The 22,384-nt window shown below is 76.8% G+C and carries 16 protein-coding genes and 1 pseudogene; 11 read left to right on the top strand and 6 right to left on the bottom strand.

Annotated features, from left to right (window positions below):
• Nucleotides 1-21 precede the first annotated feature (21 nt).
• Nucleotides 22-4,281 (bottom strand): DEAD/DEAH box helicase, encoded by a 4,260-nt coding sequence (locus A2CP1_RS20250; protein WP_015935065.1) that lies wholly within the window; start codon nucleotides 4,279-4,281, stop codon nucleotides 22-24.
• Between the two features lie 250 nt (nucleotides 4,282-4,531).
• Here A2CP1_RS20250 and A2CP1_RS20255 point away from each other — a divergent pair, with 250 nt between their 5' ends.
• Nucleotides 4,532-7,771 carry a PD-(D/E)XK nuclease family protein gene (locus A2CP1_RS20255; RefSeq protein ID WP_015935066.1) on the top strand — a complete coding sequence of 1,080 codons (3,240 nt, stop codon included), beginning with the start codon at nucleotides 4,532-4,534 and terminating at the stop codon, nucleotides 7,769-7,771.
• Nucleotides 7,768-11,103 carry a UvrD-helicase domain-containing protein gene (locus A2CP1_RS20260; RefSeq protein WP_015935067.1) on the top strand — a complete coding sequence of 1,112 codons (3,336 nt, stop codon included), beginning with the start codon at nucleotides 7,768-7,770 and terminating at the stop codon, nucleotides 11,101-11,103. The genes A2CP1_RS20255 and A2CP1_RS20260 overlap by 4 nt, the downstream gene beginning before the upstream one ends.
• 15 nt (nucleotides 11,104-11,118) lie before the next feature.
• Here A2CP1_RS20260 and A2CP1_RS20265 read toward each other — a convergent pair whose 3' ends face one another.
• Nucleotides 11,119-11,442 (bottom strand): hypothetical protein, encoded by a 324-nt coding sequence (locus A2CP1_RS20265; RefSeq protein ID WP_011422925.1) that lies wholly within the window; start codon nucleotides 11,440-11,442, stop codon nucleotides 11,119-11,121.
• Nucleotides 11,443-11,617: 175 nt separating this feature from the next.
• Between A2CP1_RS20265 and A2CP1_RS20270 the strand changes: the two genes are divergently transcribed.
• The 8 genes from A2CP1_RS20270 (at nucleotide 11,618) to A2CP1_RS24110 (ending at nucleotide 17,206) form a co-directional block, all read left to right on the top strand.
• Nucleotides 11,618-12,019, top strand: a complete 402-nt coding sequence (locus tag A2CP1_RS20270; RefSeq protein WP_015935069.1) for an SEC-C metal-binding domain-containing protein — start codon at nucleotides 11,618-11,620, stop codon at nucleotides 12,017-12,019.
• A 217-nt stretch (nucleotides 12,020-12,236) separates the two neighbouring features.
• Complete coding sequence (locus tag A2CP1_RS20275; protein ID WP_015935070.1) at nucleotides 12,237-12,881, top strand: HD domain-containing protein; 645 nt, start codon at nucleotides 12,237-12,239, stop codon at nucleotides 12,879-12,881.
• A 139-nt stretch (nucleotides 12,882-13,020) separates the two neighbouring features.
• Complete coding sequence (locus A2CP1_RS20280) at nucleotides 13,021-13,221, top strand: hypothetical protein (RefSeq protein WP_015935071.1); 201 nt, start codon at nucleotides 13,021-13,023, stop codon at nucleotides 13,219-13,221.
• Between the two features lie 3 nt (nucleotides 13,222-13,224).
• On the top strand, nucleotides 13,225-13,497 hold the full coding sequence (locus A2CP1_RS20285; protein WP_280959892.1) for an OsmC family protein: 273 nt from the start codon (nucleotides 13,225-13,227) through the stop codon (nucleotides 13,495-13,497).
• A 432-nt stretch (nucleotides 13,498-13,929) separates the two neighbouring features.
• Nucleotides 13,930-14,094 carry a hypothetical protein gene (locus A2CP1_RS23530; RefSeq protein WP_015935073.1) on the top strand — a complete coding sequence of 55 codons (165 nt, stop codon included), beginning with the start codon at nucleotides 13,930-13,932 and terminating at the stop codon, nucleotides 14,092-14,094.
• Entirely contained in the window at nucleotides 14,091-14,705 is a 615-nt protein-coding gene (locus A2CP1_RS20290; RefSeq protein WP_015935074.1) for a tetratricopeptide repeat protein, read from the top strand. The genes A2CP1_RS23530 and A2CP1_RS20290 overlap by 4 nt, the downstream gene beginning before the upstream one ends.
• A 174-nt stretch (nucleotides 14,706-14,879) precedes the next feature.
• Nucleotides 14,880-15,425: a hypothetical protein gene (locus A2CP1_RS20295; protein ID WP_015935075.1), complete on the top strand. Its 546-nt coding sequence runs from the start codon at nucleotides 14,880-14,882 to the stop codon at nucleotides 15,423-15,425.
• Nucleotides 15,426-15,484: 59 nt separating this feature from the next.
• A complete protein-coding gene (locus tag A2CP1_RS24110) occupies nucleotides 15,485-17,206 on the top strand; it encodes a B12-binding domain-containing radical SAM protein (RefSeq protein ID WP_015935076.1) in 1,722 nt (573 codons plus the stop codon).
• 349 nt (nucleotides 17,207-17,555) lie between these two features.
• Here the strand turns inward: A2CP1_RS24110 and A2CP1_RS24115 are convergent.
• The 4 genes and pseudogenes from A2CP1_RS24115 to A2CP1_RS20315 form a co-directional block, all read right to left on the bottom strand.
• A pseudogene (locus tag A2CP1_RS24115) lies at nucleotides 17,556-18,764 on the bottom strand (mechanosensitive ion channel family protein); the annotation flags it as partial.
• Nucleotides 18,765-19,121: 357 nt separating this feature from the next.
• Complete coding sequence (locus A2CP1_RS20305) at nucleotides 19,122-19,745, bottom strand: aminotransferase class IV family protein (protein WP_015935077.1); 624 nt, start codon at nucleotides 19,743-19,745, stop codon at nucleotides 19,122-19,124.
• Nucleotides 19,742-21,190, bottom strand: coding sequence for an aminodeoxychorismate synthase component I (gene pabB, locus A2CP1_RS20310; protein WP_015935078.1), 1,449 nt, complete (start codon nucleotides 21,188-21,190; stop codon nucleotides 19,742-19,744). Before pabB ends, A2CP1_RS20305 begins: the two co-directional genes overlap by 4 nt.
• Nucleotides 21,191-21,271: 81 nt before the next feature.
• Nucleotides 21,272-21,553 (bottom strand): hypothetical protein, encoded by a 282-nt coding sequence (locus tag A2CP1_RS20315; RefSeq protein WP_015935079.1) that lies wholly within the window; start codon nucleotides 21,551-21,553, stop codon nucleotides 21,272-21,274.
• 446 nt (nucleotides 21,554-21,999) lie between these two features.
• Here A2CP1_RS20315 and A2CP1_RS20320 point away from each other — a divergent pair, with 446 nt between their 5' ends.
• Nucleotides 22,000-22,221, top strand: coding sequence for a hypothetical protein (locus A2CP1_RS20320; RefSeq protein ID WP_015935080.1), 222 nt, complete (start codon nucleotides 22,000-22,002; stop codon nucleotides 22,219-22,221).
• Nucleotides 22,222-22,384 lie beyond the last annotated feature (163 nt).

The raw sequence follows: 22,384 nt of genomic DNA on the forward strand, positions 1-22,384 counted from the left end.
GCGCCTGGATCCGGGCGGACCTCACGACGCCGCCCGCTCCGTGGTGAGCGCGCCCCCGACCACCACCCGCCCGCCGGCCGCGGCCGGGATGCGCGGCCCGGGGGTGAGAATGCCGGCGAGGTTGAGCGGATCGGCGGCGCACACCTCCAGCGGCGCGTCCTCGGCCGCCTCCCGCCGCGTGGCGCGGAGGGCGTCCACGGCCTCGGGCGCGGCGAACTGCTCGCCGCTGAAGCCGGAGACGAACCGGCCACCGCGGATCTCCCCGCGGGCCTCGAGCGTGCGGTAGACGCGGACGAGGTCGCGCCAGGGCGGCGGGCGCGCCTCGCGGGCGAGGAGGTCGCGGAAGACGACGCCGTAGCGGCGGAGGTACTGCCGGGCGAGCGGCTCGAGCGTGGCCTCGGGCAAGGCGTCTGCTTCTGCGCCGGGCGCGGGCGGGCCGGCGCGCAGGAGCGCCCAGCGGCCGCCGGCGGCGGCGGGGCGCGTGCGATGGCCGGGCGGCGGCGAGACGAGCGCGCGCAGGCCGGCGAAGCCGTCGCAGGCGACGCGCCCGCCGGAGACGAGCTCCCAGAGCGCCTCCTCGGCCTCGCCGGCTTCGGTCCGGACGGCCTGGGCGAGCTCGCCGAGGAACGACGCGCCTCGGCGGGCGAGCACCTCGACCAGCTCGGCGGCGATGGTGCCGAGGGGCGGCGGCTCGGCGCCGGCGGCGGTGGCCTCGAGCAGCCAGGGCAGGTCCTCGCGCAGCGCGAGCGTCACGGGCGCGGAGCGGGTGGGCGCGCCGCGGCGCCTCGGGGGCAGGCCGTCCTGCGGCGGCGCGACGTGCAGGCGGCCCCAGGCGACCTCGCCGGACGCGCACAGCGCGTCGAGGAGGCGCGGCTCGTAGGCCTGGACGCGGGCGGGCAGGAGGTCGCGCTCCCAGGCGCCGGCGGCGGCGTGGAAGCCCTGGAGCTGGCCGATCACCTCCAGCAGGCCGGACGTGCCGTGGAGCCGCGTGCCGGGCGCGGCGTGCTGCCAGCGCGCGAGGAAGCGCAGGAACACGGCGGTGCTGACGGGCTCGATCTCGCGGCGGAGCCGGCCGATGGTCAGCCGATGGATGCGCGCGAGCACGCCGCGCTCGCACCAGTGGGGCGTGTCGGGGCTCCAGGGCTCGCCGGGCAGGAACGTGCCGCGGAGCACCCTGCCCTCGGCCTCGAGGGCGGCGAGGGCGGCCTCCGTGGCGGCGAGCGGGAGGGCGGTGCGCGCGGCGAGGCGGGCGGCGGTGACGGGGCCGAGGTGGGTCATCCAGCCGCGGAGGACGGCGAGCATGGGGTCGGGGGCGGGCGCGGGGGCCGCTCGCCCTTCGACTCCGGCCGCGTTGCGGCCTACGCTCAGGGTGAGCGGATGGGCTGAATCGAGAGCAAGCGGGGTCGAGCGGGTCAGGGTGAGCGGATTGACTGAATCGAGCGGGAGCGCGCCGAGCCGTTCGGTCGCCACCCACCACGTCCGTTCACCGTCCGTCACCGTCCGCGCCCGGCCGGCGGCGGCGAGCGCGTCGAGCCAGGGCGCCCACGCGGCGGCCTCGCCCGCGGGCAAGAGCACGAGGTCGAGCAGCGCGTCGTGGACCTCGTCGGCGTCGCGCGGCGCGGGCCAGACCTGCGACGCGACCTCCTCGATGGCGGCGGGATCGAGCGCGCCGGCGGCGGCCGCCTCGGCGGGCGGGAGCGCGCGGCGCACGGCGACGGCGCGGGCGCGGCGCTCCTCGAGCGGCGCGTCGTCGAGGTAGGCCCAGGGCCGCGCGTTCAGCAGCTCGTGCGCGAGCGGCGACGGCTCGGGCGTGTCCACGGCGACGAGCCGGATCTCCCCGGCGGCGATGCGCTCGAGCACGCCCCGGAGCGCGCCGGCGTCCATGGCCTCGCCGAGGCAGTCGCGGAGCGTCTCGCGGACGAGCGGGTGATCGGGCACCTCGATCGGCCCGCCGGGCGCGTTGTCCTGGCAGGCGGTCTGCGCGGGGAACACCGCGGAGAGGAGATCGTCGGCGCGCATCCGCGCGATGGGCGGCGGCATGCGCTTGCCCTTGAACAGGCGCGGGATGGCGAGCGCGCGCGTCGCGTTCCAGCGCCAGCGCACGCCGAACATGGGCGCCTGGAGGACGGCCTGGGTGAGCACCTCGTCCAGCGTCGCGGGCGTGACGTACGAGAAGATCGACTCGAGCGGGAACGCGTGCTGCGGGCCGAGCGAGAGGAGCACGCCCTCGTCGGTGGCGGCGGCCTGGAGCTCGAAGTCGAACGTGCGACAGAAGCGCTTGCGGAGCGCGAGCCCGAGCGCGCGGTTGGTGCGAGCGCCGAGCGGCGCGTGGACGACGAGCTGCATCCCGCCGGCCTCGTCGAAGAAGCGCTCGGCGACGAGCGTGTGCTGCGTGGGGAGCGCGCCGAGCATGGCGCGGCCGGCGGCGAGGTACTCGACGACCTGCCGCGCGCCGGCCGCGGGGAGCGCGGCCTCGGCCTCGAGCCAGGCGGCCGCGGCGGCGGGGTCGGCGAGGCGGGGCTCGAGCTCCTCGCGCAGCGCGGAGACCTCGGCCGACAGGGCCCCGCTGCGCCCGGGCGCCTCGCCGTTCCAGAACGGGACCCCGGGCGGCGCGCCGTGGGCATCCTCGACCCGCACGACGCCGGCCTCGACGCGGCGGATGCGCCACGACGTCGTCCCGAGCAGGAAGATGTCGCCGGCGATGCTCTCCACCGCGAAGTCCTCGTCGAGCTGCCCGACCACCGCGCCCTCGGGCTCCGCGACCACGGCGTACTGCGCGGTGTCGGGGATGGTCCCGCCGCCGGTGAGCGCGGCGATGCGCGCGCCGCGCCGGCCGGTCACGCGCCGGTTCACGCCGTCGCGGTGGAGGAGCGCGGAGGCGCGGCCGCGGGAGGTCGCGATGCCCTCGGAGAGCATCTGCACCACCGCGTCGAAGTCCTCGCGCGCGAGCGCGCGGTAGGGCCAGGCGCGGCGACACAGCTCGAACAGCCGGTCCTCGTGGATGGCGCCGCAGGCGGCCTCGGCGACGACCTGCTGCGCGAGCACGTCGAGCGGCGCGTCGCGGACGGCGACGGGCTCGAGCCGCGCGCGCCGCAGGCCGCGCACGAGCGCGGCGCACTCGACGAGCTCGTCGCGGCTCATGGGGAACAGGCGCCCCTTGGGCGTGCCGCCCTTCACGTGCGCGGCGCGGCCGATGCGCTGGAGGCCGGTGGCGAGGGCGCCGGGCGAGCCGAGCTGGACCACCACGTCCACGTCACCCACGTCGATGCCGAGCTCGAGCGAGGCGGTCGCGACCACGGCCTTGAGGGCCCCGGCCTTCAGCCGCTCCTCGGCGGCGAGCCGGCGCGTCCGCGAGAGGCTGCCGTGGTGCGCGGCCACCTCGCCCTCCCCGAGGCGCTCGGCGAGCGCGTGCGCGGCCCGCTCGGCGAGCCGACGCGTCCCGACGAACACGAGCGTCGAGCGGTGCGCGCGGACGATCTCGGCCACGCGATCGTAGGTCTCGGCCCACAGCTCCTTCGAGGCGACCGACGAGAGCTCGTCGCGCGGGACCTCGATGGCGAGGTCGAAGGCGCGCCGCCGGCCCACCTCGACGATCGAGCAGCGCGGCCGGCCGGTGCGGCCGACGCGCGGGGCGCCGACCAGGAACCGCGCCACCTCGGCGACCGGCTCCACGGTGGCGGAGAGGCCGATGCGCTGCGGCCGCCGCCGGGCCAGCGCCTCGAGCCGCTCGAGCGAGAGCGCGAGGTGCGCGCCGCGCCTGTCCCCGGCGAGCGCGTGGATCTCGTCCACGATCACGGTCTCGACGCCCTCGAGCGTCTCGCGGCCGCGCTCGCCGGTGAGGAGGAGGTACAGCGACTCGGGCGTGGTGACGAGGAGGTGCGGCGGGCGCAAGAGCAGGCTGCGGCGAGCGGACGCGGTCGTGTCGCCGGTCCGGACCGCGACGCGCAGCTCGGGCGGCGCGAGGCCGGCCTCGAGCGCGGCGGCGCGGATCTCGGCGAGCGGCGCCTCGAGGTTCCGGGCGATGTCGTTCCCGAGCGCGCGGAGCGGCGAGACGTAGACGACGCGCGTCCGGTCCTCGAGCCGGCCGGCGAGGCCGTCCTGGAGGAGCCCGTCGATGGCGGAGAGGAACGCGGCGAGCGTCTTGCCGGACCCGGTGGGCGCGGAGACGAGCACGTCGCGGCGGAGGGCGATCTGGGGCCAGGCGAGCGACTGCGGCTCGGTGGGGTCGCCGAAGCGGCCGGCGAACCAGGCGCGGACGACCGGGTGGAAGGTGTCGAGCACGCCGCGGATCTAAGGGGGCGCGGGCGGACCCGCCGCCGGGCGGTGGACCGGGCCCCGAGCGAGCGGGCGCCCGCTGGTGGGGCAGGATCGCCACGGCCGCGCTGGCGCGGCGGAGGATGCGTGCCGCGTTCACTCGACGTCCGGGATCAAAGGCTCCTTGTCCGCCCGCCTGCTACGGTGTCCTTCCACGCGGGCCCGGGCGGTGCCGGCGTGTCGGTCCCCGGGCGTACCATCGGTCTCAGAGGCGCGCGTGAACGTCACCGTCATCGACACGCTGGGCGAGTGGGCGGACGCGGTCGCGGCGCTGCCGGCGACGGGCCCGCTGCCGTCGCGCACGGCGCTCGTCCCCTCGGAGCGCCACGCGCACGCGCTGCGGCGGGAGCTGGCGTGGACGGGGCGCGCCGGGGTGCTCGCGGGGACGCGGTTCCTCGGGCCGCTCACGGCGGCCATCGAGGTGCTCCAGGCCGCGGGCGTCGCGTTCACGCCGGGCGAGGGCGCCCTCCGCCCTGCCCGGCTCCTGGCGCTCTTCCAGGAGGATCTGCCGCTCGAGCACTTCGACCTCGAGCTGCTCCGCACGACGCGCGGCTGGGACGAGGCGTTCGCGAGCGCCATCGGCGACCTCGAGGCGGCGGGCCTCGGCCCGCGGGACCTCCCGGCGGAGCCGGCCGCCGCGCGCGACCTGGCGCGGCTCTGGTCGCGCGCCGAGGCGGGCGCGGGGACCTCCTTCTCCTCCGCACGGATCTTCCACGAGGCCGCGGCGCTGCTCGCCCGCGACCCGTGCGCGTGGCCGTTCCTCGGTCCGACGCTCGCGCTCGCGACCGGGCACGAGGACGCGGTGCACGCGGGCTTCCTCCGGGCCATCCCGGACGTGCGGCTCGCGGTTCAGACGGCGCGGCCGATAGGGGAGCGGCACCTGGAGCGGGTGGCGCGGCTCTTCGGCACCGACGTGCGGAGCGCGCTCGCCGCTCGGGGTCCGACGGGCTCACCGCGCGCGGAGAAGTCGACCGAGCGCGACCTCCTCGCGACCTACCTGCTCACCGACGCAGCGGTGCTCGCCGATCCGGCGCGCCCGCGCAGCGGCGGGCCGGACGGCACGGTGGACCTCGAGGAGCACGCGGGCGTGGAGGCGGAGCTGGAGGCGACCGCGCTGTGGGTCGCGCGCCAGGTGCTCGAGGCGCGGCGGCCGCTCGAGGAGATCGCGATCCTCGTGCCGGCGCAGGATCCGCTGGCGGGGCTCGTCGCCGATCGGCTGGCGCGACTGCCGTTCGACGGTGGGCCGCTCCCGGTGTTCGTCGCGGGCGGCCTCCCGGCCATCTCGACCGCGGCGGGCGCCCGCATCCTCGCGGTCCTGCGCGCGCTCCGCTCGCACCTCTCCGCCGAGACGCTGGCGCCGGTGCTGCCCGCGCTCCGCCTCGACGGGATCGCCGGCGGCGACCGCACGCACCTCACGCACGGCGAGGCGATGGAGCTCGCCTTCGGCCTGGGGATCGTCGGCGGCAACCCGGCCCACCCGGCCGGCGCGCTCGCCTGGTCGGAGCGGGCCGCGGCGCGGGCCGGCGAGCTGGCGGCCGCGCTCGCGCAGGTGCACGCGGACGACGACTCCGCGGAGCGGGAGCGCTGGCGGCTCGAGCGCACGCTGAAGAGCCTGCGCGCGATCCGGCCGGCGCTCGACGCGCTGGTGGGCGTCGCCCGCAAGATCGTGGACGGCGCGCCGCTCGCAGCCGTCGCGGACGTGCTCGGGGGCTTCCTGGCGCGCTGGCTGCTCGCGCCGGGAGAGGGCGCCGCGCTCCCGGCTCGCCTCGCGGAGGCCCTCGCGCCGGCGTGCGCGGGGACGCTCGGGAAGGCGCTCTCGGGCGACGACGCGCTGCAGGTCATCGAGGACCAGCTGCTCGGCCTGCGCGTGGCGCACGGCCGGTTCGGCGAGCCGGCGGTGTACGTCGGCACGGTGGCCGGCGCGGCGGGGCTCGGGTTCGGCGCGGTGCGGATCGTGGGGCTCTGCGAGGGCGTGCTCCCGTCGCAGCCGCGCGAGGATCCGGTGGTGCCGGGCGCGCTCCGCGAGCAGCTCGAGCGCGGCGCACCGGGCCGCGTGGTCCCGCGTGCCGAGGATCGGGTGGCCGCCCAGGTGCACGCGCTCGTGGCCGCGGTGCAGGGCGCCCGCGACGCGGTCGCGCTCTCCGCCCCGCGCGTCGATCTCGCCCGCACCGAGCGCGAGCCGGGCGCCATCTTCATCGACGCCGCCGCCGCGCTCGCACGCCCGCACGCCGGCACCGGCGAGCCCGCCGAGGCGGTCCCGGACGGCGCCGCCCTCCGCCGCGACGCGTTCCGGCCCGCGGCGAGCGCCGCCGCGCGGTTCCGCGACGCGCACCCGATCTCCGACGCGAGCTGGCTCGACCGCGTCGCCCGCACCGCCGCGGCGCTCCCGCCGGAGTGGACGGGCGCGCCGGTGGTGGACCTCGCCCGGCTCGCCGCGCTCCGCACGCCCACCGGCCCGCTCGGCCCCTCGGACGGCATCTTCGACGGCGGCGGCCCGTTCCCGCCGGTCCCGGGCATCGCCCCGGAGCGGCCCATCTCCGCCTCCGCGCTCGGCCAGCTCCTGCAGTGCCCACGCCTGTTCCTGATGCGCCGCATCCTCGGCTGGGACGAGCCCGCCGGCGCGCCCTCGCTCCGCGAGCTCGACCCGCTCTCGTTCGGGAGCCTGCTCCACCGCGTGGTGGAGCTGTTCTACCGCGAGCACGGGGACGCGTTCTCGCGCCGCGAGGGCACGCTCGGGAAGTGGCAGCTGCGTGCGCGCGCGGTCGCGGATCGCGCGTTCGAAGGGCTCCTCTCCGAGGTCCCGCTCGTCGGCGAGGGCGTCCGCCAGAAGGAGCGCGAGCGGCTGCACGACGCGCTCCGCGAGTTCCTCGCCTACGACTGGGAGGGAGGGCCGCGCCGGTTCGTCGGCGTGGAGCTGCCGTTCGGCACCCCCGAGGCGCCGCTCTCGGTGGACGCGGACGGCCAGACGCTGCACGTCCACGGCTACATCGATCGCGTGGACGCCGAGGACGGCGTGACGCTGGTGCGCGATCTCAAGTCGGGCAAGGCGCACCCGCGCGCCGGGAAGGAGGCCGGCCCCACGCCGCTCCGCGACGTGCAGCTCGGCCTGTACCAGCTCGCGGCGCGCAAGCTCGCGAAGGCGTGGAGGACGCCGGTGAAGGTCCAGGGCGCCTACGCGTACGCGAGCGGCCGGGGCGAGGTGGAGGAGCGCGCGTTCCGCGCCGACGCGGGCGCGCTCGAGCAGGCCACGGCCGAGTGGCTCGCGACTGCGGCGCACCTCCTCGCTGCACGGTGGTTCCCGCCCAGCGCCGACGAGGGCGACTGCACCTACTGCCCGTTCCACGTGGTCTGCGGCAGCGGCGCGACCCGGCGCGCCCGCGAGGCGCTCGCGGACGTCGAGGACGGGCCGCTCGCGCGCTTCCGCGCGCTGAAGCTGGACGAGGGGGACGAGGAATGAGCCCGCGGAAGCCCGCACCGGACCAGGCCGACCGCGAACGGGCCATCCACGCCCGCGACGAGAACGTCATTGCCGACGCCGGCGCCGGGACGGGCAAGACCACGCTGCTCGTGGCGCGGCTGGTGGAGCGGGTCGCGCCCGAGGACGACGGGCCCGCGCTCCCGCTCGGGCGCATCGCGGCGGTCACCTTCACGCGCAAGGCGGCCGGCGAGCTGCGGCTCCGCATCCGCGAGGCGCTCCTGCGCGCGCTCGCGCGGGCCGACCTCACGGAGCTCCGGCGCCGGCGCCTCGCCGACGCGCTCTCCGCGCTCGACACCGCGCACGTGGGCACCATCCACGCGTTCGCCGATCGGCTGCTGCGGCTCCGGCCGGTCGAGGCGCGGCTCTCGCCGTCGTACGACATCGTGGAGGACGACGCGCCGCTGGTGGACGAGGCGTTCGCGGCGTTCCTGCACGCGGTCGAGGCGGGGACGCTCGCGGACGAGCTGCCCGGACTCGACCCGAAGCTCGCGGCGGCGGCGCAGGCGGCGTTCCTCGACGCGCTGCGCGCCGGCGTCCGCGCCGAGCGGCGCGTGCACGACCACGGCGTCGTCCCCGGGCTCGACTGCCTCATCGAGGCGCTGGTGCACACGCGCGACGTCCCGCCGGTCGTCCCGGCGGCGCGAAGGCCGGACCTCGGGAAGTTCCGCGACCTCGCGGACGAGCTCCTCGGCTACGCCGCGGACTCGAGCGGCGAGGGCGCCGGATCGCGGTGGGTGGCCGCCACGCGGCGGCGGATCGAGCGGATCCGCGACCAGGAGGACCCGGTCCTCGTCCTGAAGGAGCTCTTGCGGTGCGCGCCGCACCGCAAGCTCGGGATGAAGGCGGACTTCCCGGGCGACCCCGCGGGCTGGGCGCTCTACAAGGCGTTCCTCGGCGACGACGGCAAGAAGGCGCTCCGCGAGGGCTCGCTGCGCGACGACCTGCTCCGCCCGTTCGCCCGCTGGCTCGCGCGCCGGCTCGTCGCCGCCGCGCCCGCGGTGGTGGCGATGTACGAGCGGGTGAAGGCGCGCCACCGCGCGGTGGATCAGCTCGACCTGCTGCTCGAGCTGCGCGACCTGTTACAGCGCGATCGCGCCGTCCGCGCGGAGTACCAGGCGCTGTTCGACCACGTGATGGTGGACGAGTTCCAGGACACCGATCCGCTCCAGGCCGAGGTGGTCCTGTACCTCTGCGAGCAGGGCGCGGTGGCCGGGGACTGGCGCGACGTCCGGCTCGTGCCGGGCAAGCTCACCATCGTGGGCGATCCCAAGCAGTCGATCTACCGCTTCCGCCGCGCCGACATCGGCGTGTACGCGGCGGTGCGGGCCATCGTCGAGCGCGGCCCGCACGTGGTGGCGAAGCTGAAGGCCAACTTCCGCTGCGAGCCGGCGCTGGTCCGGTGGCTGAACGGGACGTTCGACGGCGTGCTCGGGAAGGCGGCCGCCGACGCGCCGGTGTTCGACCCGGAGGCCGGGACGGTGGCGAACGAGCCGCTGCTCGCGGGCCGCGACGGCGGCGCGCCCTCCGCCGTCCAGGTCCTGCCGCTCGCGGCGGAGTCCGGCAAGAAGCCCGAGCTGCGGGCCACCGAGGCGACGGCGCTCGCGGCGTGGCTCCGCTGGCTGGTCGAGGGGAAGCGGCGAACCATCGTGGACCCGGCGACGGGCGCGCTGCGGCCCGCCGGCTACGGTGACGTCTCCGTGCTCGTCACCGCCACGGCCAACCTGCCGCTCCTCTTCCCGGAGCTGGACCGCCTGGGCGTGCCGTACGCGGCGCGGGGCGGGACGCTGTTCCTCGAGGATCCGCTCCACCAGCAGTTCCTGCTCGGCCTGCGGGCGCTCGCGGACCGCGACGACGGGATCGCGCAGGCGGCGCTGCTGCGGCCGCCGTTCTTCGCGGTGGATCACGACGACCTCGCCCGGGCCCGCGCCGCCGATCCGGCGTCCACGCACGCGGGCGTGCTCCGCGCGCGCGCGGCGCAGGCGATGGTTCGCGAGCTCCGCCGGACCCGGCTCGATCGCCCGCCGGGCGCGACCGCCCGGGACCTGCTCGAGCGGACCGCGTTCGGCCGCGCGGCCGCGCTCGGCCCGAACGGCGCGCAGCGGCTCGACGCGCTCCGCGAGCTGTGCCTCGTGCTCGACGCGGTCGCCGCCGAGGGGCTCGACTACGACGCAACCACCGCGCGGCTGCGCGCCTGGGTGGACGACGCGGTCCAGCTCGATCCGCCGAGGCCGGTCGGGACCGACGCGGTGCAGATCCTCACCGTGCACCAGGCGAAGGGGCTCGAGTTCCCCGTCGTCGTCCTCTGGGACGGGTGCGCGAACCTGGCCGCCCGCGACGTGCGCGCGCCGTTCGTGGTGGACCGGACCGGCGAGGCCTGGGCGGTCGCGCTCGACGGGCTCGAGTGGGAGGAGCCGGAGGGCGGCGAGGTGGCCGGCCGCGAGAAGCGCTACCTCGACGCCGAGCGGCTGCGCCTCGTCTACGTGGCCGCGACCCGCGCGCGCGACCTGCTGGTCCTGCCGGTCGCGGGCGAGCCGGACCCGGAGTGGATCACCGGCCGGCTCGTCTCCGGCGAGGCGGCCGCGCCGGTGGAGACGCTCGATCCGTACCTGGTCGGCGCGGAGCCGGCGTGGGCCGGCGAGCTCCCCGCCCCCGCGCCGCGGCCTCCGACCGACGGCTCCGCGCTCGCCGCCGAGGTGAGGGCCGCCTGGCAGTCCGCGAGCGCGGACGCGACCCGGCCGCGGTTCGCGCCGGCGTCCGTCACCGGCGAGGCGCACGCGCTCGTCGAGGCGGCGGAGCGGCCCGGCGAGGCGGGCGCACCCAGGCCGGAGCGTACCAGCCGCCACGGCCGCGTGTTTGGCGACACGGTCCACCTGGCCATCGGGCTCGTGCTGCGCGACCCGGCGCTCGCGCCCGCTGCCGCCGTCGCGCGGGCGGCCGGCGCGACCGGCCTCTCCGAGCGACGCGCCGAGGCGGCCGACGACGTGGCCCGGGCGCTCGCCGCGCTCGAGCAGGCGGGGCTGCGCCGCGCACCCGGGCCCGACCTGCAGCTCGAGTACCCGGTGGCGCTCGCGGGGGACGGGAAGCTCGTCCAGGGCTACGTGGACCTGCTCGGCGTCCGCGGCGGCCGCGTGGTCGTCGTCGACTTCAAGACCGACGCGCCGCCCGCCGGCGACGTGCACGCGTCGCACGCGGCCTACGTCGAGCAGGTGCGGGGCTACGCGCGGATCCTGGTCGCCCTGGGCGTGGCGCGGGAGGGCGCGGTGGACGCGGGGCTCCTGTTCACCGCCGACGGCGGGCTCCGCTGGGTGTGAGGCCCCGCGCCGGGATCAGTGCAGCGTGTGCTCGTCGTGGGCGAGCTCGGACTCGAGCACCATCTCGACGAGGTAGCCGTCCACCCGGTCGGGCACCTTCTCGACCACCTCGGGCGAGAGCCAGCGCACCACCACCTCGAGCTCGACGCCCTGTCCGCGCACCTCGACCGGGCGCGCCTTCACGAACCACGGCTCGCCGGGGAGCACCGCCAGCTGGAGCGCGTTGCACGCGGTGCAGGCGATCTCCCACTCCTTCGGATCGAGGCGCCCGTCCGGCAGGTAGGGCGTCTGCGGGCGTTCGGCCATGGCGTCGCGGAGGGCGCGAGGGCGGCGGGGCATGCGCTCACCCATACCCCGCGCATCCGACATCGCCTCCCGCGCGCACGCCGCTTGCTGAGGGACCTCTCCACCGACGGGCCGTGGCTCCGGTTGCGGCCTTCGGCGCCGGCGGTGGGTCCACCGCGCGGCGAGACGGTCCGCGCGGCGGACCATCCCCGAACCCCCGGAGGCCGTCATGACCGAACTGGAAGCCCTCCTCGCCGAGCTCGAACGCTGCGCCGGCCCCGACGACCCGCGCGCCGTCCAGGTCCTGTCGCGCATGCTCGACCGGCTCCTGCGCGCTCCGATCGCCGACTGCGCGCTCTGCGCGTGGCAGGACCTCGCCAGGATCGCGGGCGCGATCCGCGCCTCGGGTGGGACCGTCACCGCCGAGCAGCAGGCGGGGATCGACGCGGCCTTCGAGGAGGGCGCGAAGCTGCTCGTCCCGTTCGATCCCTCCGCCGTCCCCTCTCCCGCCTCGCTGCCAGCGCGGGTCGCCCGCGCCCTGCGGCCCGGCCGCAACGACCCCTGCCGGTGCGGCAGCGGCCGGAAGTACAAGCGATGCCACCTCGCCGAGGACGAGCGGGCGGCGCACTGACCGGCCGGCGTTCACGGTGGGTGACCGTCCGTCCCGCGGACGCCCTGCCGGCGGTGTGGGTCCAATGCGCAGCGTTCGCGCGCGGCCCCGCGAGCCACCCACCGCGCCCCTGGTTTCCCGGTGGTTCGCGACGCACCCGCGGGGATCATGTGACTGACATCCGCGGCGGCGTGTCTTACTCGTGTTGGCGCTGGGCCACTGGACCCGAGGTGCATCGGTGAACGTCCCCCTCACGCAGCGCTTCATCTCCGCCGTGGCGAAGGCGCACGAGCTTCACGCGAGCCAGGAGCGGCCCGGCTCGGGCGCGCCGTACCTCACGCACCTGCTGGGCGCGGCGGCGAACGTGCTGCACTTCGGGGGCGACGAGGACCAGGCCATCGCCGCGCTGCTGCACGGCGTGGCCGCCGACGGCGACGCGCGGGCGACGCTCGAGACGATCCGCGAGGCGTTCGGCGCCCGCGTGGCGGACCTGGTGGCGGGCTGCCGCGACGCGTTCGACAGCGCCGAGCCGGCCTGGCGCGCGCGCAAGGAGGCCTACCTCGCGCGCCTCGCCACCACGCCGCGCGACGTGCTGCTGGTGGCGGCGGCCGACAAGCTCGACGACGCGCGCGCCATCGTCACCGACCTGCGCACGCGCGGTTCGCAGGCCTGGTCGCACCTGCCCGGCGGCCGCAGCGGCTCGCTCTGGTACTACACCGCGCTCGCGGCCACCCTGGCGCGCGCCGGCGTCGGCAGCATCGCGGTCGCGCTCGAGGCCACGCTCGACGAGATGGCGAACGCGGCGGTCGACTGCGAGGTGGACGACCGCGTCGCGCTCGCCGAGCAGTTCGGCTGCCTGGCGCTGTCGGCCGTGCAGGCCTGAGGGCGCGGCCGCTCGCCCTTCGACGAGCCGCCCGGCGCGCCGGCGCGGATACCCCCGTATCGCCGCGGCGAGGACGACCGCGCGCCGGCATCTACCGCTCCGCCCGCCGGATCGCCCGGCGGCATCGCGGAGGCCGGCCATGGCGGACGTCGTCTATCGCCCGGAGATCCACATCGAGCGCCTCCCGGGCTCGGTGCGGAAGGCCCATCTGCCCGCCGAGCAGGCGCCGGTGATCTTCGGGACGCACGGCGCGGTCGCGGAGCACTACGGGCGCGCACCAGGCACGTACGAGCCGCACGCGACCACGCTCGACTACGTGATCGCGGCGGCCGGTGGTTGACTGCTGGGGACCTTCGGAGGCGCGCTGGAGGCGCGCCACATTCCCGCGACCGACGACCGGCTGACCGTGACCGTCACCGGAGAGGTGGAGCTGGAGGGCAAGGTGCTCGTGATCCGGCGCATCCACGCGCGGCTGGAGCTGCGCGCGACGCCGGAGCACGCGGCGACGGCGCAGCGGGTGCACGGCTTCTATCACGAGGCCTGTCCGGTCTACCGGAGCCTCTCCCCGGCCATCGCCATCACCTCGGAGCTGGTGCTGCTGCCCGAGACGGCGTGAAGCACGGCGGGCGCCCGCGCCGCCCCGCGCGCACCCGGCATTGACTTTCCGCGCAATCTGGGGCAATGTTCCTGTTCGTTCGATGACGTTTGGCCCGATTCCATCAAGACGAGGCGAGGGCGGCGGCCCTGAGACCCTCGGCCAGCTCCCGGTCGGCATCGACCGGGGTTGTGGCAATGCCGCCTGCGATGGAGGACCCATGACGACCCCCGAGAAGACGACGTAATCGCAGGGCCCTGGCGCGTCCGCGGGGTGGCTCCGGCCGCCCGGTGACCCGCCGCGCCCGCCGTCGCCCCTCGCGGGCGAGCGGCCGGACGTGTCCGCCCGCCGGGTAGGCTGATCCTGCCCGGCGGCCCACGCGATCAATCCAAACCTATCCGCCCGCATCGCGGGCGGCGCGGGACCCATTGCGTCCCGGGAAAGGAGCGAACCATGCAGCCCTACACGCTGGGCGTCGCCGGCCTGCTCGCGATGGCCTGCGACTGCATCCGCCGCGGCGACCTCGACGGCGCCGCGGCCGCCATCGCGCGCGCCCGCGCGCTCCACCGTCCGGCGCGCGCAACGCGGCGCGGCGCCGAGGAAGCGGGGACTCGATGACCGCGAAGGAGACGACGAACCGGATCCTGGGCGAGCTGCGCCGCGCCTACCAGCTGGCGGAGGAGCAGCGCGCGCCGGAGGCGCTCGAGATCTACCGCGGCCTGATCGCCGAGGCGCGCCAGGCGGGCCTCGACTCGGCGCACCTGCACTGGGCCTGCGCGGTGGCGGCCGACTACACGGGGGAGCTGGAGATGGCGTTCGAGCAGATCACCACCGCGATCGCGAAGGACCCGCTGGCGCCGCCGTTCCGCCACTCCTTCGACCTCATCAGCCGCCACCTCCGCGCGGCGCTCGCCGACCCGGAGCGCGACGCGGACGATCCGTCCACGCCGCGCCTCTACGCGCTGCTGCAGCGCTCGGACGAGGCGGACGTGGGGGCGCACCTCGCCATGGCGCGCTTCCACCTGGCGAAGGGCCACGCGGCGGAGGCGCGGGCGATGCTCGACGCGGTGACCTTGCTCCACCCCGCGGCGCGCGAGGCGTGGGAGCTGCTGGGCCGCGTGGCCCGCGAGGCGGGCGACGCCGCGACCGCGGAGCGGGCGCGCCTCGAGGCGTCCGCGCTCGGCGACGGCGAGCTGCCGTTCGCGATCCCGGGGCCGGCGTCGGCGTGAGCGGGCACCCGACCTCGCCTCCGCTGTCCGTGCTTCCCCCTCCTCGGGGTCGGCCCGCGCGCCGGCTGCGACATTCCGTGCTGGTACGCTCGGAGCACCCCGAGTGGCCGTCGTTTCGACGCAGAGTGATCCTGCTAGCGTCGCCGCGATCCACGGGCAGCAAAGGGGGAGACCATGGCGACGAGGAAGAAGGCGCGGGCCACGCGGAGGGCGTCGCGCAGGGCGAAGGTCCCGACCCGCGGGTTGCACCCGGTGTTCGGCCCCATCCCCGACCCGGGCCCGGAGGCGCTGGCCGGCAGCATCGCGGGCCTGCGCGGGCCCTGGGCCGGAGGCTGGCACTTCGGACCGGTGGCGGACCCGGGCCCGGGCTTCGGGAGCTGGCGCGACTCGCTGTTCGGCCGCATCGATCGCGGCGCGCTCGACGCCGCCGCGCTGAAGCAGATGGCCGACCTGCGGGTGCGCCGGATCCGCGCCGCGGCGAAGGCGATGCAGGAGCAGCTCGAGCTCACCGAGGAGGAGTTCAAGCTCCTGGCGCGCTTCCCGGACAAGCTGCAGATCGATCCGGCCCGGCTCCCGCCGCACCTCGATCCCGGCGACCCGCCGCCCGAGCTGCGCCCCATCGACTTCCTCCGGTTCGTCCGTGACCACCGCGTCGCGGCGCTGAAGCAGACCATCGAGTACCTGAACGCCTCGGCGGTCGCGATCGAGGCGGCGCGGTAGCTCGACGAGGCGGGGCAGCGGCGGGCGAGCCGCTCCTGCCCCGCCGCGCGGAGGCGGCGATGGCGGGCTGCGACGTCGTCCTGGTCGGCTACGAGGACGAGGAGAACCTCGGCCTGCGGTACCTCGCCGCCTACCTCGCGCAGGCGGGCGTGACGGTGGACCTCGCGCCCTACCGCGCGGGCGTCCGCCGGGAGCTGCTCGCCTACCTGCGCGCGCGCCGTCCCCGGCTGGTGGGGTTCTCGCTCATCTTCCAGGGGATGCTCCCGGACTTCGCCGACCTCGTCGCGTACCTTCGCGCGAACGGCGTCGCCGCCCACTTCACCATGGGCGGCCACTTCCCCAGCCTCGCCTGGGAGCGCACGCTGGCGCTGGTCCCGGGGCTGGACACGGTGGTCCGCCACGAGGGCGAGCTCACGCTGCTCGAGCTGGTGCGCGCGCTCGACCAGCCGGCGCGCTGGCGCGCGATCCCCGGCCTCGCGTTCCGCGACCACGGCGTCCCCGCCGCGACGCCGGCGCGGCCGCTCGTCCCGACGCTCGACGCGCTGCCGTTCCCCGTGCGCCGGCGCGAGACGCTCGCCGCCCGCGGCGTGGGCATCGCCTCGCTGGTGGCGAGCCGCGGCTGCTACTACGACTGCTCGTTCTGCTCGGTCCAGACGTTCTACGGCGAGCCGCCGGGTCCGCGCCGGCGCACCCGCTCGCCGGGCAACGTGGCGGACGAGATGCAGGCGCTGCACGACGGCAAGGGCGTGCGGGTCTTCATCTTCAAGGACGACGACCTCGCCACCCGCGGCCCGCGGGCGCGCGGGTGGATCGAGGCGTTCGCGCGCGAGCTGGAGGTGCGACGGCTCGGCCGGCGCATCGCCTGGCGCATCTCCTGCCGCGTGGACGACCTCGACGCGGACCTGCTCCGCCGGCTCCGGGGGGTCGGGCTGACGTGGGTGTACCTCGGCATCGAGTCGGGCTCGGAGCAGGGCCTGCGCACGTGCAACAAGCGCTTCACGGTGGACGCCGTCCGGCGCGGGGTCGCGCTGCTGCGCCGCCTCCGGCTGGCGTTCGACTACGGCTTCATGCTGCTCGACCCGGACTCCACCTTCGCGTCGGTGCGGGAGAGCGTGGGCTTCCTCGAGGACCTGGGCCGCCGCGGCGACGCCTCGGTCCACTTCACCAAGATGTTCCCGTACGTCGGGACCGCGATCGCGGCGCGGCTCGCGGCGGAGGGCCGGCTCGCGGGCACCGACGCGGCGCCGGACTACGCGTTCCGGGACCCGCGGCTGGACCTGCTCCAGGGGTTCCTGTCGGAGGCGTTCCACGAGCGCAACTTCGGGCCGACCGGCCTGGTGAGCGCGAGCCGCATGGCCGCGTTCGACCTCGAGCTCGCGACCCGTTTCGGCGGCGGCGCGAGCGACGGCACCCGCGCCTACCGCGCCTCGATCCGCGCGCTCACGGCGGAGGGGAACGCGATCGCGATCTCGGCGGTGCGGCGCGCGCTCGACGTGCTCGAGGCCCGCTCGGTGGACGGGTGCGTCGCCGCCTGGCCGGCGCTGCTCGAGCTGGCCCGCCGCGCCCGCGAGGCGGACCTCGACCTCGCAGGCCGGCTGCGCGAGGTCATGGCCGACAACGGCCACGACGCGCCGCGGCCCCGCGCGCTCCTCAGCGCGAAGCGCCCGGCCCGGCGGCGCCCGGCGGCGAGGCGGGTCCGGCCGCCCGAGGGCCGTGCATCAGCTCGAGCACGGCGCGGTACAGGCGCTGGCGCGCGTCGTGGCGCTGGCTGGCGCGGGTGATGTACCGGACCACGACCTCCATGCCGTTCGCGGCAGGCACCACCTGGATGCCGGGCACGGCCGAGAAGCTCTGCACGGCGTAGCGCGAGGTGGTCTTCCGCCACTCGCTCTCCGCCGCCTTGGCGTTCGCCTCGGTCTCCTTCTCGACCAGGTGCTGCACGCCGTCGATGACGGGGTACGGGTCGCGGCCGAGCGGGACCAGCAGCCGCAGCTCGTCCCACATCCACTGGCCGGAGGTGGAGAAGTTGAAGTAGTGGCCCTCGATGGCGAACGAGTTCACGAACGACACGCGGCGGCCGGTGGGGTGGCCGGCGTCGTTCCAGCTCCCGGTCTCGAGCAGCACGGTGTGGAAGAGCCCGATCTCCACCACCTCGCCGCCCACGCCCTTGATCTCCACCCAGTCGCCCACGCGGATGCCGTTTCGGCCCATGAGGATGAACCAGCCGAAGAAGGCGACGATGAAGTCCTTCAGCGCGACGGTGAGGCCGGCGCCGGCGAGGCCGAGGACGGTGGTGGCCTGCCCGGGCGCGCCGAACACCACGAAGAGCGCCACGAGCACGGTGACCACGTTCACGCCCAGGCGCGCCACGGTGCGCACGGTCTCGACCCGCAGCCGCTCCTTCGCGCGCTTGCGGAAGAAGCGGTCCACCGCCTCGCCGAGCCCGAACCCGGCCGCCACCACCGCGAGCAGGCCCAGCAGGCCCCACAGCAGCCGGTGCAGCGCGGCGCGGACGTGGCCGTGCACCACCTCGCGCCACTGGCCGTAGGTGTCGGAGAGCTCGTTCAGGTCCTGCAGGCGTCGGCCGATGGTGGCGAGGCGGCGCTGGTCGTCGCTGAAGCGCTGGAGCGCCTTCACCGCCTCGGCCTTCGCGGCGCGATCCGCTGCGGCCGCCTCGCCGGCGGCCACCCGCGCGGCGGACGCCTTCGCGGCCTCGCGCTCCTCGGCCTCGCGCTTCTTCCGCGCCACGAGGTCGTCGCGGCGCTTCGCGAGCCGCTGCGCGCGATCCTGGATGTCGGCCTGCGCGGCCGCGAGCTGCGCCGCCTTGGCGCGGTGCCAGCTCCACCCCCGCCAGCGCGAGAGCAGGCTGGGCGCGGTCGCGGGCGCCGCCGCGACCGGCGGCCGCGGCTCCTTCTGCGCGGCGTCGTACACCTCGCGCAGGCGGCGGATGCGCACCTGCGGATCGCCGCCGGCGCGCTGGAGCTGATCGGTCGCGGAAGCGAGCTCGTTGTTCTCGAGCTCCAGCTCGGCCCGCGCGACCTCGAGCTGGTCCTCGAGCTCCACCGGCTCGCGCTCCGGCGCGGCCTTCACCCTCGCCTCGAGCGCCGCCACCCGCCCCTCGGCCGCGTCCACCGCCGCCTGCGCCCGGGCCCGCGCGTCGGCGAGCGCCTTCAGCTCCGGCGTCTGCTCGGGCACGCTCTCGGCGGCGTCGCGCATCGCCACCGCGAACGCGAGGTCGATGGCGTGGTCGGCGAGCCGCTCGGCCTGGCGCGAGAGCTCCTGCTCCTCGGGCGTGCTCGCGAACGCGGAGAGCTGCTTCGCGGTGAGGAGCGGCCGCATGTCCACGAGCCGCGTGCGGCGCGGCCGCTGGCCGCCCGGGCCCTGGCCCGGCGCGCCGGCGGGTGCGTTGCCGGCTCCGCCACCGCGGGCGCTCCCCTGCCCGGGCGCGCCGCCGCCGGCCGACGGCGCACCGGCCGCGCCTGCGTCGGGCGCGCCGCGATCGCGCGTGAGGAAGAGCCCGGCGCCGACCGCGCCGAGCAGGAGCACCAGCAGGATCACCGTCACCGTTCGCGAGACGTTCACGGCGCGGCAGCACAGCACGAACTCGGGGCGGCGCCAAGGTGGGCCGGCGTGGGCCTCGTCCGCGCGACGAGTCGGCGCGGCGCCGGGCCGCCGGGCGAGGGCCGCAGCGCCCCCTCACCGCCCCCGCGGCTCGAGCTTCAGCTCCACCCAGCCCCGCACCGAGCTCACCTGCCAGATCCGCTCGGCGCGCGAGAGGTCACCCAGCGTGAGCGCCGCCTCCTCCAGCTCGCCGGCCTCGAGGAGGTGCGCGCGGAACGTGCCGGGCAGGAGCCCGGCGGACGCAGGCGGGGTGAGCCTGCGGCCGCCGCGCTCCAGCACCAGGTTGCCGGTGCTGGTCTCGGTGAGCTCGCCGCGCTCGTTCCAGAGGATCACCTCGTCGGACTCCGGGTGGCAGGCGCGGGCGCGCTCGAACGGCTCGCGCCGCGAGGTCTTGAACCGGAGGAAGGCGTCGGCGGAGTCCACCGGGTCGGGGGCGAGCGCGGCGCCGAGCGGCCGCGAGGACGGGAGGGGCAGCGCCTCCACCGCGAGGCGCCCATCGGCCGCGAGCTCGAGGCGGACCTTGCGCGAGCCCTCGAGCCCGGCCACCGCGCCCTCGAGCGCCGCCCGGACCGCGGCCGGATCGAAGGGATGGCCGAACCGCGCCGCGGCGCCGGCGAGCCGCGCGAGGTGCCGGTCGAGCAGGAACCAGCCGCCCGCCGGCTCCCACCGCAGCGCCTCCAGCAGCAGGAGCCCGCTCACCTCGCCACCTCGTGCCAGCTCGCGACGGCGCGGATGAGGTTGCGCGCCTTCAGCTCCGCCTCGCCGTGCTCCGCCTCGGGCACGGAGTCGGCCACGATGCCGCCGCCGGCGTGCAGGTGCACGTGGCCGCCCGCGACGACGATCGTGCGGATGGCGACGTTCAGGTCCGCGGTGCCCTGGAAGCCGAGGTAGCCGATGCTGCCGGTGTACACGCCCCGCGCGACCGGCTCCAGCTCGTCCACGATCTCCATGGCGCGGATCTTGGGCGCGCCGGTGATCGAGGCGGCGGGGAACGCGGCGCGCAGGAGGTCGCAGACGCCGCGTCCGGGCGCGAGCCGGCCGCGCACGGTCGCGACGAGGTGGTGGACCGAGGGGTGGCGCTCGACCTCGGGGAACGCGTCCACCCGCACCGAGCCGGGCGCGCACACGCGCCCGAGGTCGTTCCGCGCCACGTCCACGATCATGGCCAGCTCGGCGCGGTCCTTCGCGCTCGCGAGCAGCGCCGCCCGCAGGCGCGCGTCCTCCTCCGGCGTCGCCCCGCGTGGCGCGGTCCCCTTGATCGGCCGCGTCTCCACCTCGGCGCCGTCCACCCGCAGGAAGCGCTCCGGGGAGGCGCACGACACCTGCACGGCGTCGAAGCCGAGCCAGGCCGCGAAGGGCGCCGGGTTGAGCCGCATGAGGCGGCGGTGGAGCGCCCAGGGATCGCGCCCGCGCGCCGGCGCGAACCACCGCCCGGTGAAGTTCACCTGGTACGCGTCGCCGGCGGCGACGTGGTCCTGGATGCGCCGCACCGCCGCGAGGTACGCGTCGCGCGTCAGGTCGCGCGAGAGCGGCTCGTCCGGCGCCGCGTCGTCCGGCGCCGCGTCGTCGGGCGCGGTGCCCCGCCGCGCAGCCTCGAGCACCGCGCGCCGGACCTCGCCGAGGGGCGCGCGGCCCGGGAGGTCGGGCGAGGCGAGGCAGGCGAGGTACGCCCGGCCCGCGCCGCGATCGAGCACGAGCACGCGATCGTAGAGGCCGAGCACGGCGTCCGGGGCGCCGCTCGCGTCGCGCGCGGCGCGTGGCAGGCGCTCCAGCTCACCCGCGAGCCCGTACCCGAGGTAACCGGCGGCCCCGCCCACGAACGGCGCGGGAAGCCCGCCCGCGTCCACCTCGAGGCGGTGCGCCGCGAGGAGCCGTTCGACGACGTCGAGCACCTTGCCGCGGAGGGTGGCCCGCTCGCCGGTCCAGCGTCGCAGCTCGACCTGGCCGTCGCGCGCCACCAGCGTCGCGAACGGATCGAAGCAGGCGAACGAGAACCGCCCCAGGCGGCCGTCCACCGCGCGGCTGTCGAGGAGCACGAGCCCGGGCCTGCGCCGGAGCGCGTCCACGCACCGCTCGAAGCCCTCGACGCCGAGCTCGAGCGCCTCGACCGCCGCCTGGAAGGTCACCGCGCGCGGGGCGAGCATCGCGGCGTTCTACGCCGTCCCGAGGCCGGCCCACCAGCCGAGCCCGCACCTGGGACGCGGCCCACCGGGCGCGCGGCCGGTTCAGGCCGCCGGCGCGCCGAGCACGCGCAGGTAGGACAGCCCGTCCATGCGCTCCACCTCGAAGTAGCCGTGGCGCGCGCCCCACTCCGCCCACTCGACCGCGGCGCCGCGGACCCACACCACCGATCGATCGGAGCCGCGCAGGAGGCGGCGCTGCTTGCGGCACCAGGCGAGGCGTCCGAGCGGCCCGAACACGGGGTCGATCAGCTGCTCGCGCAGCGCCGTCAGGACCGCCTTCAGCGTGCCGCCCTTCGACGCGTCTCGTCCCGGATCCGGAACCATGTCTGGTCGCTTCCTGCCGGCGCCGCCGTGGTCGCGCACCCGCCGCGCACCGCGCGCCCTGGGGCGCGCAGCGGCTCGTCGTGGCACGAAGGGTGGCGCGGGTGAGTTCCGCCGTGTCGCTCACGGCGTCCTGGAGGCCGGCGAGCTGCGCCGGCTGACACCGGTATACCACCGGGAGCGCCCCGGCGCTCGCCGCGCCGGCGGCGGTCATCTCAGGGCGACGGGTCGACATCTCCCCGTCCTTCGATTACATCCACCGAGAGCCTCCCGCCTCGGGAGGACCAGGGCGCACGGTCCGATCGGCGCCGCGCCGCCCACTCCCCGACAACCGATTGAAGGTCCGCACACGGACCTCCGCACGGCGAAGGCCCGCAGCGCGCACGCGCGGACACCGTCCGCGCGCGCTCGTTCGTCGCCGCGCCGCGCACGCAAGAGAGGCAACGCGCATGAGCTTCAAGGATCTCGAGAAGAGAAACACCCAGCCTCACGTGGACACGCCGGCCCAGGCGGAGGCGAGGGCGGCCGCCGCGGCCGACGTGAAGACGAAGGCCGACGCCAAGGCGGCGAAGAACGCCGCGCAGCGCGAGAAGGGCGCGAACGACGCGTCGAAGGGCGCGGCCGCCGCGCCGCCGGCCAAGGAGACGAAGGCCGCTCCGAAGGCGAAGTGAAGTAGCGTCCGGGGTCGTGGCGGCGCCCGTCCGCCACGACCGCTCCACCCGCTCCCGCGCGCCGGGCCCCTCGCCTCGCGGTCGAGCCCGACGCTCCGTCCGACCGATTCTCGAGTCGCGTCGTGTCGCCGCATCGTCACCTCACCGGAATGGTCGCGCCCCG

The sequence above is a fragment of the Anaeromyxobacter dehalogenans 2CP-1 genome (genome assembly GCF_000022145.1).
GTDB lineage: Bacteria > Myxococcota > Myxococcia > Myxococcales > Anaeromyxobacteraceae > Anaeromyxobacter > Anaeromyxobacter dehalogenans.

Bases quoted from the DNA above. Each gene is read 5' to 3' on its own strand.
- A2CP1_RS20260 (WP_015935067.1), top strand. From the start codon at position 7,768: ATGAGCCCGCGGAAGCCCGCACCGGACCAGGCCGACCGCGAACGGGCC.
- A2CP1_RS20265 (WP_011422925.1), bottom strand. From the start codon at position 11,442: ATGCCCCGCCGCCCTCGCGCCCTCCGCGACGCCATGGCCGAACGCCCG.
- A2CP1_RS20270 (WP_015935069.1), top strand. From the start codon at position 11,618: ATGACCGAACTGGAAGCCCTCCTCGCCGAGCTCGAACGCTGCGCCGGC.
- A2CP1_RS20280 (WP_015935071.1), top strand. From the start codon at position 13,021: ATGGCGGACGTCGTCTATCGCCCGGAGATCCACATCGAGCGCCTCCCG.
- A2CP1_RS23530 (WP_015935073.1), top strand. From the start codon at position 13,930: ATGCAGCCCTACACGCTGGGCGTCGCCGGCCTGCTCGCGATGGCCTGC.
- A2CP1_RS20290 (WP_015935074.1), top strand. From the start codon at position 14,091: ATGACCGCGAAGGAGACGACGAACCGGATCCTGGGCGAGCTGCGCCGC.
- A2CP1_RS20295 (WP_015935075.1), top strand. From the start codon at position 14,880: ATGGCGACGAGGAAGAAGGCGCGGGCCACGCGGAGGGCGTCGCGCAGG.
- A2CP1_RS24110 (WP_015935076.1), top strand. From the start codon at position 15,485: ATGGCGGGCTGCGACGTCGTCCTGGTCGGCTACGAGGACGAGGAGAAC.
- pabB (WP_015935078.1), bottom strand. From the start codon at position 21,190: ATGCTCGCCCCGCGCGCGGTGACCTTCCAGGCGGCGGTCGAGGCGCTC.
- A2CP1_RS20315 (WP_015935079.1), bottom strand. From the start codon at position 21,553: ATGGTTCCGGATCCGGGACGAGACGCGTCGAAGGGCGGCACGCTGAAG.
- A2CP1_RS20320 (WP_015935080.1), top strand. From the start codon at position 22,000: ATGAGCTTCAAGGATCTCGAGAAGAGAAACACCCAGCCTCACGTGGAC.